Raw genomic sequence first — 16,315 nt, 5'->3', positions numbered from 1 at the left:
ATGAATGTACCCCTCACGAGAAGATGGTAACGATGGATTCTCTCCCGTTCGACGCAGCTACGTTCCCGATGCTTTGACGGTTGATGCCGTCCTTGCTGTAGCTCGATATGGGGGTATGAACCAGGCTGCGAAACACCTGAATGTCTCCCAACAAACGGTTAGTACGCGCATCGCCAAGTTTGAAAAACGCCTCAATAATCGCATTTTTTGGCGCGGAGCCGCGGGTAGTTCCGTCACAGAAGTAGGCAGCCAAGTCGTCCGTGTGCTCGAGGGGTTAGAAGGCGCCTTGAACGAATGCGCGCGTGGCCTCGAAACAGCCGTTGGGGTTGGGGCCACCGAGGATATTAACTTGGTGGTTTCTCATACTGTGGCCGAAGTGGACTACCCCCGCTGGGCCGCGGCCTACCAACGCGCTCACCCACACGCTTATCTGCACATGCGCCAGCTCAATAGTCGAGAGGCGCAGCGCCACGTGGTTCAAGGGCAGGCAGAATTAGCGATTGTTGAGGGCCACTGGGTGGCCCACGAACTGCACGAGCGTGTGGTCGGACACGATGAACTCGTGGTTGTTGTCCCCGCAGAACACCGCTGGGCAAAGCCACACAATCACAATCAGCCAGCGATCCCCTCAGCGTCAGCATCGGAAACGAGGGTAGCTCCAGTGACGAAGGAGGAGCTGCAATCCACGCCCTTGGTGCTGCGTGAACAGGGAAGCGGCACACGAGAGGTGGTGGCGGATATTCTGGGAATGCTCGCCCCGCCGGCAGGGGAGTTCGGGTCTCTGGGAGCTCAACGTACTGCGATAGGCGCTCTGGGTGCGCCGGGGATTATCGCACGGCGAGCGGTGGAGCCACAGCTAGCCACAGGTGAATACGTAGAGGTTCCGGTGGTGGGAATCAGCTTTGACCGGCCGCTACGGGTGGTGTGGAGGGCGCAGAATCGCCTTTCTGATCCGGCCCAACAGTTTGTGCGCTTCCTTGTGGACTATGCGGGTGGGTGCGGAGACTAAAACACCCAAAGATTCAAAATATATCCAGCTCTGCGTAATCAGTCTCCGTACACAAACGGGCTGAAGCACTTGAGCCAGTCATTTCATCGGGATACAGCTAGCGAAATGCAGCAATAGCGAAGGAAACCTGAAGCACCGTCAGGCATAATACTTCTATGTCAAAGTTCTCTGAGGTCCTTGAACAGCTGCGCGAAAACCAACCACAGGCGAAGTACGGCATCGCCTTTGAAAAGCTCATGGTGAATTTTTTCCGTACCGATCCGACTTTGAGAACGCAATTTGATGAGGTCAGCCGCTGGGTTGATTGGCGCTATAACGGCGGCAAGGCGGATACGGGAATTGACTTGGTTGCCCGCCGGGTGGATGACGGCACGTGGATGGCCATCCAGTGCAAGTTCTACGCTTCCAATGCGCGCATCCAGAAATCTCATCTCGATTCTTTCTTTGAGGCCTCAGGGCATTCCTTTGAGACCGAAAACGGCAGCGAATACTTTGGCAGCCGCATGATTATCTCCACCACGGATCATTGGTCTTCACATGCGGAAACGGCGTTGGCCAACCAGATGATTCCCACCAGCCGCATCGGCCTTTCGACCATTGCAGAGTCCCCGATCAACTGGGATGTGGCCTTTCCCGGCTCTGAGGTGCAGGATAAAAATATCCAGATTAACCTCTCCCAGCGCGAAACTTTCGAACCGCGCCCGCACCAGCAAACGGCCATTGATAAGGCCATCGAGGGATTTAATACCCATGACCGCGGCAAGCTCATCATGGCCTGCGGTACTGGTAAGACGTTTACCGCGCTGCGCCTGGCGGAGCGCGTCGCAGAAGAGAATGGTGGCAAAGCCCGCATTCTGTTCCTCGTTCCTTCCATCTCCTTGTTGTCGCAGACACTAAAGGAGTGGACTGCTCAAGGCCGCCTAGACATGCGTGCCTTCGCGGTGTGCTCGGATTCGAAGGTTTCGAAGAAGGCGGAAGACATTGCGGTCTATGACCTCGAGGTTCCTGTATCTACGGACGGTGAGGAGATTACGCAGCGCTTTGCTTCTGGCAAGCGCGCCAAGGGCCTCAATATCGTCTTTTCTACCTATCAGTCCCTGCCGGCGGTCCATGAAGCGCAGCAGCAGGGCCTAGATGATTTTGATCTGGTCATTTGCGATGAGGCCCACCGCACCACAGGCATTACCTTGGCTGGGGAGGACTCCAGCAACTTCGTGCGCGTGCACGATTCGGATTACATCAAGGCTGCTAAGCGCTTGTATATGACTGCAACGCCACGGCTTTTCGATGACGCTGTTAAAGGCAAAGCCGCAGAGCACTCGGCGGAGCTGACCTCCATGGATGATGAGGGAATCTATGGACCGGAGTTCTATCGTTTGGGCTTCGGCGAGGCCGTGGACAAGGGCTTGCTTACGGACTACAAGGTCCTCGTGATGACCGTCGATGAATCCGTGGCAGCTAACGCCATGGCTCATAGTGAAAACAACCAGATCAACCTGACGCTGGCTTCTGCGATGATCGGTGCGTGGAATGGCCTGGCTAAACGCTCGGGTGAGTTGCAGGGAAAGAAGGGCGGTTTCGACGAAAACGCGCAGCCCATGCAGCGCGCGGTGGCCTTTGCCAAGGATATTAAGACTTCTGAGCAAATTGCGGAGAGCTTTCCTTCCCTGATTAGGACTCATCAAGAGTTGCTCAAGGACAAAGCGGCGCTTAGTGATGTCTCCTTAACCAACGTCGACCTGAACATTTCCGCTCAGCACGTCGATGGTGGCATGAACGCCATGGAGCGCGGGACGAAGTTGTCCTGGATTGAATCGCCCGCGGCCGAAAATGAAGCCCGGATACTTACCAATGCGCGCTGTCTTTCGGAGGGCGTGGATGTACCGGCGCTGGACTCGGTCATCTTCTTCAACCCCCGCAATTCCATGGTGGATGTGGTCCAGTCCGTGGGTCGCGTGATGCGTAAATCGGCGGGCAAGGATTACGGCTACATCATCTTGCCGGTCGCTGTCGCACAGGACGTGTCACCCTCGCAAGCCCTGAATGACAACCAACGCTTCAAGGTGGTCTGGCAGATTCTCAACGCACTGCGTGCACACGATGATCGCTTCAATGCCAAGATCAATTCCATTGCGCTCAATGGTGCAAACGCGCAAGATGAATTGCCTATTGACGTCAACCATGTTGGCGGTGACGAGGAGAAAAGCGATAAAGAAAAGCTTGCTGAGGCAGATCGCACCAAGTCCCCTGAGGCTTTTGAAGATTCCTCGGCCATGACGCAGCAGATTGCGTTATTCTCTCTGGAGCAATGGCAAGAGGCCATTTACACCAAGCTAGTGGATAAGGTCGGTACCCGCACCTACTGGGAAGACTGGGCCGATGACGTGGCCACCATCGCAGAAAACCAAGTCACCCGTATTACCGCGCTGGTAGACAACGCCGATGAGGATCTGCGCCAAGAATTCGATGAGTTTGTCGAGGGCCTGCGCAATAACTTGAACGATGGCATCACCGCTGATGATGCCATCTCCATGCTCTCGCAACACCTAATTACTGCACCGGTGTTCAATGCGCTATTTGAAAACCATGACTTCATTACGCACAACCCCGTAGCCCAAGTCATGGAGAAAATGGTTGCGGCTCTATCCCGGGCGAACCTTGATACAGAAACCGAATCGCTGGAAAAGTTCTACGAGTCCGTGCGCGTGCGTGCGTCCGAGGTAACCTCTGCTTCCGGTAAACAGCAGGTGATTAAGGAACTGTATGAGCGTTTCTTCCGCAAGGCCTTTAAGAAGCAAGCAGAAGCCCTTGGCATTGTTTATACCCCAGTGGAAATCGTGGACTTTATCCTGCGCGCTGCCGATGAGGTCTCCCGCAAGCACTTCGGCAAGGGGCTTAGCGATGAGGGCGTGAGCATCCTCGATCCTTTCGCTGGGACCTCGACGTTTATGGTGCGCTTGTTGCAGTCTGGGCTGATTAAGCCAGAAGACATGGCACGCAAATATGCCAACGAGCTATTCGCCACCGAGATTATGTTGCTGGCGTACTACGTCTCCACCGTCAATATCGAGACCACCTACAACGCCCTGCGTGAGGAAGCCGCGCAGCGCAATGGTGAACCAACACCGGACTACGTGCCGTTTACGAATATTGCCTTGGCGGATACCTTCCAAGTCCACGAAGATGGCGATATTCCAGACCTCAACATTTTCCGCGAGAACAACGCCACCATCGAGCGTCAAAAGAACGCGCCCATCAACGTGGTCATTGGTAATCCGCCATACTCCGCCGGCCAAAAGTCCGCGAACGACCTCAACGCTAACCAGAAGTATCCCAGCCTGGATAAGCGTATCGCTGATACCTACGCGGCCAAATCCACGGCACAGTTAAAGAATTCACTTTATGATTCTTATCTGCGCGCTTTCCGATGGGCTACCGACCGCATCGGTGACCAGGGCGTCGTAGCATTTGTCTCGAACGGCGGGTGGATCGACGGCAATACGGGTGACGGCGTGCGCTTGTCGATGGCCGAGGACTTCACCGATCTTTATATTTTTAACTTACGCGGCAACCAGCGCACTGCTGGTGAACAGTCACGAAAGGAAGGCGGAAAAATCTTCGGTTCTGGTTCTCGTAGCACTGTAGCCATCACCATCGGCATCAAAGATCCCACAAAGTCTGGTTTCCAGCTGCACTACCGAGACATCGGTGACTACCTCACCGCTGAAGAAAAACTAAGTATCGTCGATTCCTCCTCGATAGAAACCATTGACTGGCAATCTATCAAACCGAACAAAGAAGGCGACTGGTTGAACCAACGCTCTGAAGAGTTCGAGACTTGGCCCGCTATAGGTAGTAAAGGTGAGGTGGCCCAGAAGATCTTCGGAAAACTTTCATCGGGCGTCGCAACTAGCCGTGACGCATGGGTGTATTCATTGTCGATGAAACACTTGCGAGACAATATGCAGGTTTTTCTCGATAATTATTCAAAGGCGACAAAATCTTACAATAGCGAAGAAAGCTCAGTTCCCTTTAAGGATTGGTTGAAAGAAAATGACCAATTCTTAAACGGAATTAAGTGGACTGACATTCTTCAAAAGCGGGCTCAGAAGAACGAAAAAATCGAGCTAGATATGAGGGTTACAGCAAATGCTTATTATCGACCGTTCTTCCCTCAAAGGTTGTATCGAGACCCGAGATTGATGCACCGCCAGTATCAACTCCCCTCAATGTTCCCGACTCCAGAGCACTCCAATGTTGGGTATCTGCAACCCACGGTTGGTGCAAGCAAGCCGTACACCATGCTCGCGGTGGACCAGATTCCAGATCTCAATTTCTATGGTTCTGAAGGATCGCAATTCTTTACCCGCTTTACCTGGTCGCCGGTCGATGCGGAAGACGGTGGCCTGTTCGGTAAAGGAGGCATCGTTAAGCAGGGCGAAGCCAGTACGTACGGCCAGGTCGGTGAGGTTGTTGATGGGTATGTGCGGGTAGACAACATCACGGATGAGATTAAGCAGATTTACCGGGATGCGTTGGGCGGTGATGTCTCGGGTGATGACATCTTCCACTTTGTGTATGGAAAGTTGCATGACCCGGCCTATCGCACGCAGTATGCGGCGGATTTGAAGAAGATGTTGCCGCATATTGAAACGCCAAGCTCGCGTGCGGAGTTCGATAAGTTTGTCGCGGCGGGTAAGGAACTCATGGCGTTGCACGTGGATTATGAGTCTGTGGAACCGTGGCCGCTGGATATCCAGGTCAAGGGTGATGAGTCCAACCGTGAGACTTGGCGCGTGCAGAAGATGAAGTGGGCCAAGCGCAAGGACCCGGAAACGGGCAAGAACGTCAACGATGTGACGAAGCTGATCTACAACAAGCAGGTGACCATCTCCGGTATTCCGGCAGAGGCGGATCAGTACATGCTGGGCTCGCGCTCAGCGGTGGCGTGGTTGATTGACCGGTATCAGGTGAAGAAGGACAAGGCCTCCGGGATTGTGAATGACCCGAACGATTGGGCCGATGAGGTGGGCAACCCGCGCTACATCGTGGACCTGATTGGCAAGGTTACTCGCGTGGCGATGGAGACCGTGCGGATCGTGGATGACTTGGATTCTGATACAGGTGCATAGTTGTGGTTTGCACCCTTGAAGCTTCCCGCCTACGCCCGTAGACTTACGGTATCGTAACTTAGCTTTAGTGGGAGAAAGAAGTATCGCTGTGGCTCAGATACATACTGAAGGCAGTCAAGAAGCGGGGAAGTATTCCTTTAAGGAAGGCTTGGTGCAGCGCACCTATTGGATGGCGGACCGCGGCGAGCGGCCGCTGACCCGTGGCTGGGGTCATGCGCTGGCGGCGTTGCTTTCTGTCATTGCCTCCACCGTGCTTATTACGTATGCGTGGATGACGCTGCAGTGGTGGCAGGGACTAGGCGTTACTGTCTACGGCTTGGGCTTGGTGGGCCTTTTTGGTGTATCCGCGCTCTACCACCGCTACCCGTGGGCTAGTCCCCGGGCGGTGCAGTGGTGGCGCCGAGCGGATCACGCCACGATTGCGGTGTTCATTGCCGCGACCTACACACCGTTGTGCTTGATTGCGTTATCCCCAGGCCAGGCTGCCTGGATGCTAGCCACTGCGTGGGCGGGTGCGATTTTGGGCGTGATATTGAGCCTGGTGTGGATTGAGCACCCGAGATGGTTGGACGTTGTGGTCTATTTGGCGCTGGGCTGGCTGGTGCTACCGCTATTGCCCACGCTGTGGAGCCAGGCTGGTCCGGCGGTGGTCTGGCTGCTGCTGGCCGGCGGGGTGGTCTACTCCGTGGGTGCGCTGGTCTATGGCTTTAAGTGGCCAGGGCGCAACGCGCGTTATTACGGCTATCACGAGCACTTCCACACCGCGACCATCGCGGCGGCGGTGGTGCACCTCGTGGCGGTGTGGCAGGTTGTCGTAGGGGCTAGCTAAACCACGTTCTTCATCGTAATCCGAAGTGCCTGGGTGAGCGCGTATACGAATCTCTTACTTAAGCAACACTAAGCCGGTACCGTCCATTTTCTGAAAATAGCGCTGGCTCGTAATACGAGGTTGTCAAGATCGTCTTCAGAAGCGGTTATAGAAGTAACTAAATCTGCCCCAGCTTCTGCATTTTGCATGCGACACGGACGAGGAAGTTGGCGACCTTTTCCTCGTCCGTTGGTACTTCTTCATTAGATGGCATGCCTGTTTAGCGGTTCGCCAAAATCCGGAAAGTTTCCCGCCAGTCGTGTTCGACTTGCTTGGCTTGTGGTGAAGCTAAAATCTGCTCCACGTCCTCGTCGAGTTCGACATTGGGTAAGAGAACTTCTGGTGATTGAAGCGGAGATTGAGGAGTGGGCTTGCGCGAGTCTAATGCTTGGGAAAACTCTTGAAGTATTGCCGTAGCTTGGAGAACCTCGTTCGATTTTTGATCTTTCGCAATGCCACGACGGGCCTTGTTCCAGGCAAGTCCATGACTCAAATCAGACAGCTCGGTGGAGTCAACGCCACCGTAGAAAGTAATAATGCTATCTACTACTTCGCGCTCGTATGCACTTAGATTTTCGCTAAGGCCCCCAGGCACGCAAGGAACCGGCCAAGGACGGTGGGAGCCCGCTACCTGCCATGTCCGAGCGTGTAGCTCACGGGAGACGGGGCCATGCCGCCAAGCCTGAAACTCTTCGCAAAACATTGGCCGCCCTGTCCACGCGAAATGCCAGCCTTGGGAAAAGTAGCACAGCTTGTACAGCTTAAGCTTATCTACATTGGGAATACGTTCAGTGATGTATTGTCCCGCATCTACAATGCTAGCCATGCTCTCCTCCTTTCAGTGCTGCGACAAATTATACGGCCTCATCCGTTAGCAGGAAAGAGCGCTTGTGCATCGGTTCCGGTGGCCACGGCGGCAGCCAGCAGCATGCGGGATTGCGGCGCGCGGAGATCGCCGGAGGTGATAACACCGGCATCGGCAAGCGTGGCGCCGCCACCGGCACCGCCGTAAATACCGGCGACGGGGCCGTGATCCACGCGGGTGGTAAGTACAACCGGAACGGTCTTGGCGGCTTCCATGGCGGCGTTGGCCAGATCCGGGCCGATGTTGCCGGAACCCATGCCCTCAATCACGATGGCCTGTGCGCCTTTGGCCAGGGACTGCTCAATCAGATCGGCGGGCGCGTCGGGGTAGGCGGCGATGATGTCGACGCGAACATCGCGAAGAGGCGAGTAGTCGAGGGCTGCTGGGCGCTCGGGGAACTTCTCTTCGCTATTGGTGGCAAAGCCGTCGGCCTTTTCCGTATCGGATTTGAATGCGCCGCGGGCGGGGATGACCTTACCGCCAAAGGCGATGAACGTCCCGTGGCCCGCGTAATCAGGGTTCGTGACGGTCTCTACTGCGGTGGCGAGGTTTTCTGGCCCATCTGGGTCGGAGTCATCGAAGGGGCGCATCGCGCCGGTGAGCACCACGGGCTTGTCGCTGTCGTGGAAGGTATCGAGCGCGATGGCGGTTTCTTCCATGGAGTCCGTGCCGTGGGTGACGATGATGCCATCGACGTCATCGCGCTGCAGCTGTTCGTGCACGGCGGTGATGATCTTATCGGTATCAGCCAAGTTCATCGCGGAAGAATCGAGATTAGCGATGTCTTTGACCTCAAGATCGAGCTTGTCTTTATCGAATTCGCCATACAGTGGCTCTACCAGGTCAGAGCCGGTGACGGTGGGAACCACCGCGCCCTTGTCATCATGGGTGCTGGCGATGGTGCCGCCGGTGGAAAGAACCACGACGTGGCCTTCAATGGCGGAGCGCTCCTTGGCCGCTGCGCCAGCCGCCTTGGAGGAGGTGGCGCTGCTGGAGCTCGAACTCGTAGCGGAGCTGCTGGCGCTACTGGAGCTGGTCGCGGAGTTGGAGCTCGACGCCGTGGTGGATGACTCCGAGGTTTCTTCCGTGGTGGACGCAGACGAGCTGGTCGTCTGCGTGGCGGAGGCATCATCCTTGTCTGTCTGGTTGGCCGGGTTCTGACAGGAGGCCAACAATAATGCGGAGGCAACTAATGCGGCGGAGTACTGCACCCTGCGGCGCAGGCGTGGGTTAGACATATCAGCTCATTTCTCTAGCGTGGTTTCTGTTACCTATTTAATACCACGCTAGGGTATAAGCGCCGCGCCATAGAAAATGTATTGAAAATTTAATCCACGTGTTGGTGATGCGGCGCCACAATGAGCGGCTTAGGGGAGTACTCGCCGCGCAGTTCGCGCAAGATATTGGCGTGTTCGGCCAAGCGGATGTCCTCCTCCGTCTGCGGGGTGAAGGTGCGCGCGGTCATCGGCTGCCCATCGCGGTCCATGCCAATATAGGCCACGGTGGCGTGGATGGCGGTCTTTAAATTGTCGCGGCCGCCGCGGGGATCGTCGGCGCGGACGTGGATGGACATCTGCATGGAGCGGGTATCGGTGCGCATCATGCGGGCATCGACCTCAATGAGATCCCCGATGGAAATGGGCCGATAAAAGCGGATACCGCCGGCATAGACGGCCACGGTGCGCTCGCCGGACCACTCCATGGTGCAGGCCGTGCCGGCCTCATCGATCCACTGCATCGCGGTGCCACCGTGTACCTTGCCGCCCCAGTTGACGTCGGTGGGCTTGGCTAAAAAGCGGTTGACCATGCGCGGGGCATCGGATGGCCCATCGTAGGTCTGCTTGTCCATTTCCTGCTCAATGGCCTTGCGCAGCTCGATGCGGGATTTCGCGGCCTCGGCCACGCGCAGGTGCTCATCGGAATCCGGCACGAAGGTGGGCACCGGGGTGGTCTTATTGCTCTCGGGGTCCTTGGCTACGAAGATCACCAAGCAGTCGCAGGCGCGGGTGAAAATGCCTTCGCGGGGATCAGCAGAAAGCACCTCGTTGATGATGTGCATGGAAGACCGGCCGGTCATCGCAATGCGCGAGCGCACCTCTACGATGTGCCCGGAGGGAATGGGGCGGGTGAAGTGGATATGGCCCACATATGCGGTCACGCAGTATTGGCCGGACCACTGCACGGCGCAGGCATAGGCTGCCTTATCGATCCATTCCAGCACGCGCCCGCCATTGATGCCGGGGGCGCCGGCCATGGTGACATCGGTAGGCGATGCCATAAAGCGCAGCGTGAGAGCAGGGGACTTTGGGGAATCCGCAGCGGAGTCAGTAGATGACATAAACAACAAGATAACAGTCGCTATGCTGTGGCTATGCATAAACCCGTTGATCCCGCCGCCACGCGCACGGCCGTCATCGCCATCAAGGACTGGATTCAGGACCCGGACGGGCAACAAAAGCCAGGCAGGGCCCTGCTTGCCGATGCCGTCCGTCGCACCGCCCGCACCCTCGAGGCCGACGCGCCGGGGCATTCGGTGGAGCTGCGCGTACCCCCATTTGTTGCGGTGCAGTGCATTGAAGGCCCCCGTCACACGCGCGGCACCCCACCCAATGTGGTGGAAATGGATGCGGAGACCTGGCTGCGTTTGGCCACCGGTGTCACGGACTGGAACGAGGTCAAAAACACAGGTCGCGTTGATGCTTCCGGGTCGCGTTCAGGGGAGATTGCACAGTGGCTGCCGATTATTCCGTTAGTTTTCGACGGCCCAACGCGCTAATATAAACGCCGTGGTAGAAGTACATACTCCTAGTATCACTGACCTTGACGATCGTAACGAGGAGGAACCCCGCGAAGAGTGTGGCGTCTTTGGCGTCTGGGCTCCCGGGGAGGAAGTCTCCAAACTTACCTACTTTGGCCTTTTTGCTCTCCAGCACCGCGGCCAAGAAGCCGCCGGCATTGCGGTGGGCGATGATGACCGCATCGTCGTCTTCAAAGACATGGGCCTAGTGGCCAATATTTTCGATGAATCGACCCTTTCTGCCTTAAACGGCAATGTGGCGGTGGGCCATACGCGCTATTCCACGGCCGGTGGCAAGGAATGGTCCAACGTGCAGCCAATGTTTTCCACCTCCTCTACGGGCGTGGATATTGCCTTGGGCCACAACGGCAACCTGGTCAATTACCTCGAGCTGCGCGCAGAGGCCGTCGAGCGCGGCCTGATTAAGCCGCACGAGGAATCGGTTTCTGACTCGATGTGCTTGTCCATGCTGCTTGCCGATGGCGTCGATGACACCACCTCCGTCTTCGACTCCGCCCGCGAGCTCCTGCCGCGGGTGAAGGGCGCATTCTGCTTGACCTTTACCGATGGCCATACCATGTACGCCGCGCGCGACCCGCAGGGCGTGCGCCCGCTCGTCTTGGGCCGTCTGGCCAAAGGTTGGGTCGTCGCCTCCGAGACCTGCGCGTTGGATATCTGCGGTGCGCAGTTTATTCGCGAGATCGAGCCGGGCGAGCTCGTTGCCATCGATGAGGCGGGCATTCGCTCTGAAAATTTCGCGCCCGTCAAGCGCAGCGGCTGCGTTTTCGAGTACGTGTACTTGGCCCGCCCGGATAGCGATATCAACGGCCGCTCCGTCAATGCCTCCCGCGTGGAGATCGGCCGCCGCCTGGCCCGCGAATACCCGGTTGAGGATGCAGACCTGGTCATCCCCGTACCGGAATCCGGCAACCCGGCCGCGGTGGGCTACGCCCGCGAATCCGGCATCACCTTTGCACATGGCTTGGTAAAAAATGCGTACGTGGGCCGCACCTTTATTCAGCCCACGCAGACCCTGCGCCAGCTGGGTATCCGGCTAAAGCTCAACCCGTTGCGCGAGGTCATCGACGGCAAGAAGCTCGTCGTGGTGGATGATTCCATCGTGCGAGGCAATACCCAGCACGCGCTTATCCGCATGCTGCGCGAGGCCGGCGCCGCCGAGGTCCACGTGCGGATTGCCTCCCCGCCGGTGAAGTGGCCGTGTTTTTATGGCATTGACTTCGCCTCGCCCGGCGAGCTCATTGCCAACGCCAGTCCGTCCGATGACCCGGAAGAGATTTGCTCCACCATCTGCGAGACCATCGGCGCTGACTCTTTGGGCTTTGTCTCCATCGATGAAATGGTCGCCGCCACAGAGCAGCCTCGCTCCGAGCTGTGCACCGCCTGCTTCTCCGGCGATTACCCCCTTGGCCTTCCCGCCGGAAACCCCAATGCCGATGCCGTGCGCACCCTGCTCGGAACCCAATAAAAACACTTAAGGAACTTTCAAAAACATGAGTGACAACACCTACGCCGCAGCCGGCGTCAATATCGAAGAAGGCGACCGCGCGGTAAGCCTATTTGCCCCACACGCCAAGCGCGTCACCCGCCCGGAGGTCATGGGCGGCCTCGGCGGCTTTGCGGGGCTCTTCAAGCTGGGCGATTACAAGGAACCCATCCTCGCCGCTGGCTCCGATGGCGTGGGCACCAAGCTCGCCGTTGCGCAGGCCATGGATAAGCACGACACCATCGGCATCGATCTGGTGGCCATGTGCGTCGATGACCTAGTCGTCTGCGGCGCCGAGCCACTATTCCTGCAGGACTACATCGCCGTGGGCAAGGTCGTGCCGGAAAAGGTAGCCGAGGTAGTTAAGGGCATTGCCGAGGGCTGCGTGCAGGCAGGCGCTGCGCTGCTCGGCGGCGAGACCGCCGAACACCCAGGCATGATGGGGGAGAACGAATACGACGTCTCCGCTACCGCCGTCGGCGTGGTTGAGGCCGATGGCGTGTTGGGCCCAGACAACGTGCGCGAGGGCGATGTACTCATCGCCATGGGCTCGTCTGGGCTGCACTCCAATGGCTACTCGCTCGCGCGCCACGTCTTGCTGGAGCAGGCGGGCATGCCGCTAGACGGGTACGTGGAAGAGCTCGGCCGCCCGCTAGGGGAGGAGCTTTTGGAACCCACTCGCATCTACGCCAAGGAATGCCTGGCGCTGGCGCAGGAATGCTCCGTATCCACCTTCTGCCACGTCACCGGCGGCGGGTTGGCCGGCAATCTGGAGCGCGTTATTCCAGAGGGCCTGAGCGCTGAGGTCAACCGCTCCACGTGGAATCCGGGCCAGATCTTTAAGCTCATCTCGTCCATGGGCAAGGTCGAGCTGGCGGAGATGGAAAAGACCTTCAACATGGGCGTGGGCATGATTGCCGTGGTCAATCCGGAGGACCGTGACCGCGCCTTGGCCATGCTCACCGCCCGCCACATCGACGCGTGGGAGCTGGGCAGCGTCCGCGAAGCAGACGGCGAAGAACCGCGCGTTATCATGCAGGGCGAACACTCAAACTTCTAGGTACAAGAGGAAGGCCTTAGGTTAAAAACCTAAGGCCTTTTGTGGATTTATCCGGCGAGCGGAAGATTAGCGCTCGTCGTCGTTGTCCTCATCCCATTCGTCGACATACTCGGCGTAGGGATCATCCTCTTCGTAGTCGTGGGAGTCACCCTCCTGCTGAGCAGCGAGTTCCCGCTGAAGGGACTCGATATCCATCTCGGGTGAGTTGTACTTGAGCTGGCGTGCAACTTTGGTCTGCTTTGCCTTAGCGCGTCCGCGTCCCATGTGCATGACCCCCTTGGGCTAGTAGGGCGCTCCAGGGATTCTTGGGCGCCCCATCGGCTTGTCAATTGTGTATCTTCCTGTAAGACACAATAGCGCGTGTGACGAAAAAATTCCGCACCGGCCCCCCGATGAGTGGAAAATCTACCGCCCGCGCAGCCGGTTTACCGCCTCGCGCCCGGCCTTTGGGCCCTCATCTTCGGGGATGGAGGACGCATCGATCGACGCCGCGGTATCGCCGATATCCAATGTGCCTGCATCTAGCGCAGAACGCTTGACTAGCCCTAAGGCAATGGGGCCGAAATCGCAGTCATCCACGATGGTGCCGATGCGACCTACCTTACGTCCATTAAATGAAATGTCATCGCCCACATTCGGCCGTTCCGGCGCGGATCCGTCGAGGTGGAGGAGCACCAAGAGGCGGGGAGAACGGCCCAGGTTCTCCACGCGCGCCACGGTTTCTTGGCCGCGGTAGCAGCCCTTATTCAGGTGCACGTGGGCGGGATTGGCATCGCTGCGGCTAATCCACTGCGGAACCTCGTGCGGGATGGATTTATTGTCCAAGTCGGCGGCAAGTTCCGGCTCGCGGGCGCGCACGCGCTCGGCGGTAAAGGCCATGAGCCCGGCCAGCCGCGCGCCCTCGGCCTCCAGGGCAGCCATGGATTCCACCAACTTTTCGCGCGGAACGGCGAGGTCAACCCGCTTGATTCCCGGCCACTGCACCTCGCGGGAAAAGACCACGGTGGGTGGGGTAGGAATATCGGCTTCACCCAGCAACGTCACGATGGCGATATCGGCTTCCTCGACCGTGACCTCAGACCAAAAGACCATCTTGGTCAAAAAGTCCTGGGCGGATTCGAACTGCGCGGCGGGCAGATCGAGGTAAAGGTCCTCGCCCGCGCGGGTGATATCCATGTGGTGCAAAATGTGGCCCTGGATATCTAGGTCGAGGGCGCCGGCGGAGAAGCCGGAGGGGGCATCGTCAAGCTTCTGCGAGAGCAGATTATTAAGAAAACCCGGTGCATCCGCACCGCTGACGCGCAGCACGCGGCGCTGCGAGCGGTCGATGGCGATGGTCCCGGTCTCGGCCGCACGCTGTTCCCCGAGGGGGTTGCCATAGTGCCAGGCCACACCTTGGGCATCGAGTACAGTCGCGTCCTGGTGCTCGGCGGCACCGGCGCGTTGAAGAAGTGGCGAAGAATAACTCACATCTACCGATGGTAGGGCATAATCGAGTCTATGAAACCCTCCCCGCGAAAAGAGCCGGTCATCTACGTCGTGGAACCCTTTGGTGGGTCGGTGCGCAAGCATTCGCCCTCCCTGCCGCTGGTTTATGCCGATGACGCCGCCGTGACCCGCGGCGATGGCATCTTTGAATCGCTCCTGGTCCGCGGCGGTAAGGCAGCTAACCTCGCCCGCCACGCGCAGCGCTTTCGCGATTCGGCGCGGGCGCTCGATTTGCCGGAACCGCCGATGCACAAGTGGGAGGAGGCGACCCGGCTGGCGATCGCGGATTATTGCGGTACCGATGCCGATCATCCCGATGCCAAATGCACCTGGACCTATACCCGCGGCCGGGCTTCGACCGGCGTGCCCACCGCGTGGGTGACGGTGCAGCCGCTTGGCGATGCCCCTCTTCGCCAACGCACCACCGGCGTCACCGTCCTGACGAGCCCGCGCTTGTGGCACGTGGCCGAAGAGCTACCGGCCAAGACACTCAACTACGCCGCGACGATGGCGATGCTGCGCATGGCCAAGGACAAGGGCTACGACGATCTCATCCTCACGGATCCAGATACCGGCGAAATCTTAGAGGGCGCTACCTCTACCGTCGTGGCGGTGCGGGGAAAGAAGCTGCGCACCGCCGCCGGCCGCGGCATTTTGCCCGGCACCACGCAGGCCGCGCTCTTTGATTACGCCCAGGATCGCGGCTACCGCTGCAAGGCCAAGCCGCTGACGGTGGAGTACTTGGAAAAGTCCGATTCGGTGTGGCTGGTCTCTTCCGTGCGCGTGGCGGTGCGGGTGACCAAGCTGAATGAAAAAACGTTAAAAGCCCCGGATAACGAGGAAGAAATCCGGGGGCTTATCGATGCCGCGCTAGGGGCCTAGCCAGCTTTTTAGCCGGCGATGCGGGTGAGCTCGGCGGACATGTAGGGGCGCATTTCGCCATCGACCATGCGCTCGTCTACCCAGCCCAGGTTGTTATTGGGCATGAGTCCGTACATGCGCTTGCCGGGGCCCAGGTTCTTCGGGCCGGTCTCGGTGACCATGGTGGAGGCGGATTCGAGCTGCCAAGCGCGCTCGTTGAAGGGCTCGCCGTAGAAGATTTCCACGATGCCGGTTGAAGAGGTGTAGGTGACCTCGATTTCATCCTTGGCGGAGATGCGCCAGAAACCGGTCTCGCGGGTAGACGGGCCCTGCGGCTTGCCCTCGGTATCGATCTTCCAGGTGCGCGAGCTAAAGGTCAGGTAATTCTCGCCGTCGTGGGCGACGACCAGCTGCTGGCCAAAGGTGTATTCGCTGCCATCGGTGTCGTGGGCCTGGCCCTCGCCCTGCCAGACGCCGACGAGGGGGAGGAGTCCTAGCAATCCATCGTGTAGCGACGGGCCCTGGCGCAGGTTGGCGGTATCGGCGGGAACGGGGGCATCGCCAAGCTCGATGGCGGGGATATTGTGGCTGGCCGCATCCTTCCATTGCTCGGCGGCCTGGTTGACCGCGTCATTGCCATTGAGCGCGCCGGAGGTGTTTTCCGGGTGGGACGCGGCGGCGGTCTCGACGTTCGGGGTATTGGTGTTCTCGGTATTTTCGCTCATGGGCGT

At 58.4% G+C, this 16,315-nt stretch carries 13 protein-coding genes; 7 read left to right on the top strand and 6 right to left on the bottom strand.

Going from position 1 to position 16,315, the window contains the following annotated elements; translation table 11 throughout:
- Window positions 1–4: 4 nt before the first annotated feature.
- The 3 genes from ACLI1Q_RS10190 (at window position 5) to trhA (ending at window position 6,970) form a co-directional block, all read left to right on the top strand.
- Window positions 5–1,009: a LysR family transcriptional regulator gene (locus tag ACLI1Q_RS10190; RefSeq protein WP_411696981.1), complete on the top strand. Its 1,005-nt coding sequence runs from the start codon at window positions 5–7 to the stop codon at window positions 1,007–1,009.
- A gap of 155 nt (window positions 1,010–1,164) precedes the next feature.
- Complete coding sequence (locus ACLI1Q_RS10185; protein WP_284849505.1) at window positions 1,165–6,141, top strand: DEAD/DEAH box helicase; 4,977 nt, start codon at window positions 1,165–1,167, stop codon at window positions 6,139–6,141.
- A 169-nt stretch (window positions 6,142–6,310) separates the two neighbouring features.
- Window positions 6,311–6,970: a PAQR family membrane homeostasis protein TrhA gene (trhA, locus tag ACLI1Q_RS10180; protein ID WP_284849537.1), complete on the top strand. Its 660-nt coding sequence runs from the start codon at window positions 6,311–6,313 to the stop codon at window positions 6,968–6,970.
- Between the two features lie 259 nt (window positions 6,971–7,229).
- Here the strand turns inward: trhA and ACLI1Q_RS10175 are convergent, their stop codons facing one another.
- The 3 genes from ACLI1Q_RS10175 to ACLI1Q_RS10165 all read right to left on the bottom strand — a co-directional run bounded on the left by ACLI1Q_RS10175 (window position 7,230) and on the right by ACLI1Q_RS10165 (window position 10,212).
- Window positions 7,230–7,835, bottom strand: a complete 606-nt coding sequence (locus tag ACLI1Q_RS10175; protein ID WP_284849504.1) for a Panacea domain-containing protein — start codon at window positions 7,833–7,835, stop codon at window positions 7,230–7,232.
- Window positions 7,836–7,873: 38 nt separating this feature from the next.
- On the bottom strand, window positions 7,874–9,112 hold the full coding sequence (locus tag ACLI1Q_RS10170; protein WP_284849503.1) for an asparaginase: 1,239 nt from the start codon (window positions 9,110–9,112) through the stop codon (window positions 7,874–7,876).
- Between the two features lie 89 nt (window positions 9,113–9,201).
- A complete protein-coding gene (locus tag ACLI1Q_RS10165; RefSeq protein WP_284849502.1) occupies window positions 9,202–10,212 on the bottom strand; it encodes an acyl-CoA thioesterase in 1,011 nt (336 codons plus the stop codon).
- A gap of 33 nt (window positions 10,213–10,245) precedes the next feature.
- Here ACLI1Q_RS10165 and ACLI1Q_RS10160 point away from each other — a divergent pair, with 33 nt between their 5' ends.
- The 3 genes from ACLI1Q_RS10160 to purM are packed head-to-tail and all read left to right on the top strand — an operon-like array spanning window position 10,246 to window position 13,235.
- Window positions 10,246–10,650 (top strand): sterol carrier family protein, encoded by a 405-nt coding sequence (locus ACLI1Q_RS10160; protein WP_411696980.1) that lies wholly within the window; start codon window positions 10,246–10,248, stop codon window positions 10,648–10,650.
- A 10-nt stretch (window positions 10,651–10,660) separates the two neighbouring features.
- Entirely contained in the window at window positions 10,661–12,157 is a 1,497-nt protein-coding gene (gene purF, locus ACLI1Q_RS10155; protein ID WP_349819776.1) for an amidophosphoribosyltransferase, read from the top strand.
- A gap of 25 nt (window positions 12,158–12,182) precedes the next feature.
- Complete coding sequence (purM, locus tag ACLI1Q_RS10150; protein WP_239268332.1) at window positions 12,183–13,235, top strand: phosphoribosylformylglycinamidine cyclo-ligase; 1,053 nt, start codon at window positions 12,183–12,185, stop codon at window positions 13,233–13,235.
- A 66-nt stretch (window positions 13,236–13,301) separates the two neighbouring features.
- Here the strand turns inward: purM and ACLI1Q_RS10145 are convergent, their stop codons facing one another.
- A complete protein-coding gene (locus ACLI1Q_RS10145) occupies window positions 13,302–13,499 on the bottom strand; it encodes a DUF3073 domain-containing protein (protein ID WP_023023830.1) in 198 nt (65 codons plus the stop codon).
- Window positions 13,500–13,640: 141 nt separating this feature from the next.
- The gene (locus tag ACLI1Q_RS10140; RefSeq protein WP_239268329.1) at window positions 13,641–14,705 is read right to left on the bottom strand and encodes a YgfZ/GcvT domain-containing protein; all 1,065 of its coding nucleotides are present in this window, start codon (window positions 14,703–14,705) and stop codon (window positions 13,641–13,643) included.
- Window positions 14,706–14,735: 30 nt separating this feature from the next.
- Between ACLI1Q_RS10140 and ACLI1Q_RS10135 the strand changes: the two genes are divergently transcribed.
- Complete coding sequence (locus tag ACLI1Q_RS10135; protein ID WP_239268327.1) at window positions 14,736–15,605, top strand: aminodeoxychorismate lyase; 870 nt, start codon at window positions 14,736–14,738, stop codon at window positions 15,603–15,605.
- Between the two features lie 8 nt (window positions 15,606–15,613).
- Here ACLI1Q_RS10135 and ACLI1Q_RS10130 read toward each other — a convergent pair whose 3' ends face one another.
- Window positions 15,614–16,309 carry an FABP family protein gene (locus ACLI1Q_RS10130; RefSeq protein WP_005279614.1) on the bottom strand — a complete coding sequence of 232 codons (696 nt, stop codon included), beginning with the start codon at window positions 16,307–16,309 and terminating at the stop codon, window positions 15,614–15,616.
- Between the last annotated feature and the right edge of the window lie 6 nt (window positions 16,310–16,315).

The organism is Corynebacterium limaceinasi (genome assembly GCF_046717465.1).
Taxonomy (GTDB): Bacteria; Actinomycetota; Actinomycetes; order Mycobacteriales; family Mycobacteriaceae; genus Corynebacterium.
This window is presented reverse-complemented; position numbering and strand designations above follow the sequence as displayed.

What these genes read in the sequence shown, in the direction of transcription:
- ACLI1Q_RS10190 (WP_411696981.1), top strand. Translation starts at nt 5, where the DNA reads ATGTACCCCTCACGAGAAGATGGTAACGATGGATTCTCTCCCGTTCGA.
- ACLI1Q_RS10185 (WP_284849505.1), top strand. Translation starts at nt 1,165, where the DNA reads ATGTCAAAGTTCTCTGAGGTCCTTGAACAGCTGCGCGAAAACCAACCA.
- trhA (WP_284849537.1), top strand. Translation starts at nt 6,311, where the DNA reads ATGGCGGACCGCGGCGAGCGGCCGCTGACCCGTGGCTGGGGTCATGCG.
- ACLI1Q_RS10175 (WP_284849504.1), bottom strand. Translation starts at nt 7,835, where the DNA reads ATGGCTAGCATTGTAGATGCGGGACAATACATCACTGAACGTATTCCC.
- ACLI1Q_RS10170 (WP_284849503.1), bottom strand. Translation starts at nt 9,112, where the DNA reads ATGTCTAACCCACGCCTGCGCCGCAGGGTGCAGTACTCCGCCGCATTA.
- ACLI1Q_RS10165 (WP_284849502.1), bottom strand. Translation starts at nt 10,212, where the DNA reads ATGTCATCTACTGACTCCGCTGCGGATTCCCCAAAGTCCCCTGCTCTC.
- ACLI1Q_RS10160 (WP_411696980.1), top strand. Translation starts at nt 10,246, where the DNA reads ATGCATAAACCCGTTGATCCCGCCGCCACGCGCACGGCCGTCATCGCC.
- purM (WP_239268332.1), top strand. Translation starts at nt 12,183, where the DNA reads ATGAGTGACAACACCTACGCCGCAGCCGGCGTCAATATCGAAGAAGGC.
- ACLI1Q_RS10145 (WP_023023830.1), bottom strand. Translation starts at nt 13,499, where the DNA reads ATGGGACGCGGACGCGCTAAGGCAAAGCAGACCAAAGTTGCACGCCAG.
- ACLI1Q_RS10135 (WP_239268327.1), top strand. Translation starts at nt 14,736, where the DNA reads ATGAAACCCTCCCCGCGAAAAGAGCCGGTCATCTACGTCGTGGAACCC.
- ACLI1Q_RS10130 (WP_005279614.1), bottom strand. Translation starts at nt 16,309, where the DNA reads ATGAGCGAAAATACCGAGAACACCAATACCCCGAACGTCGAGACCGCC.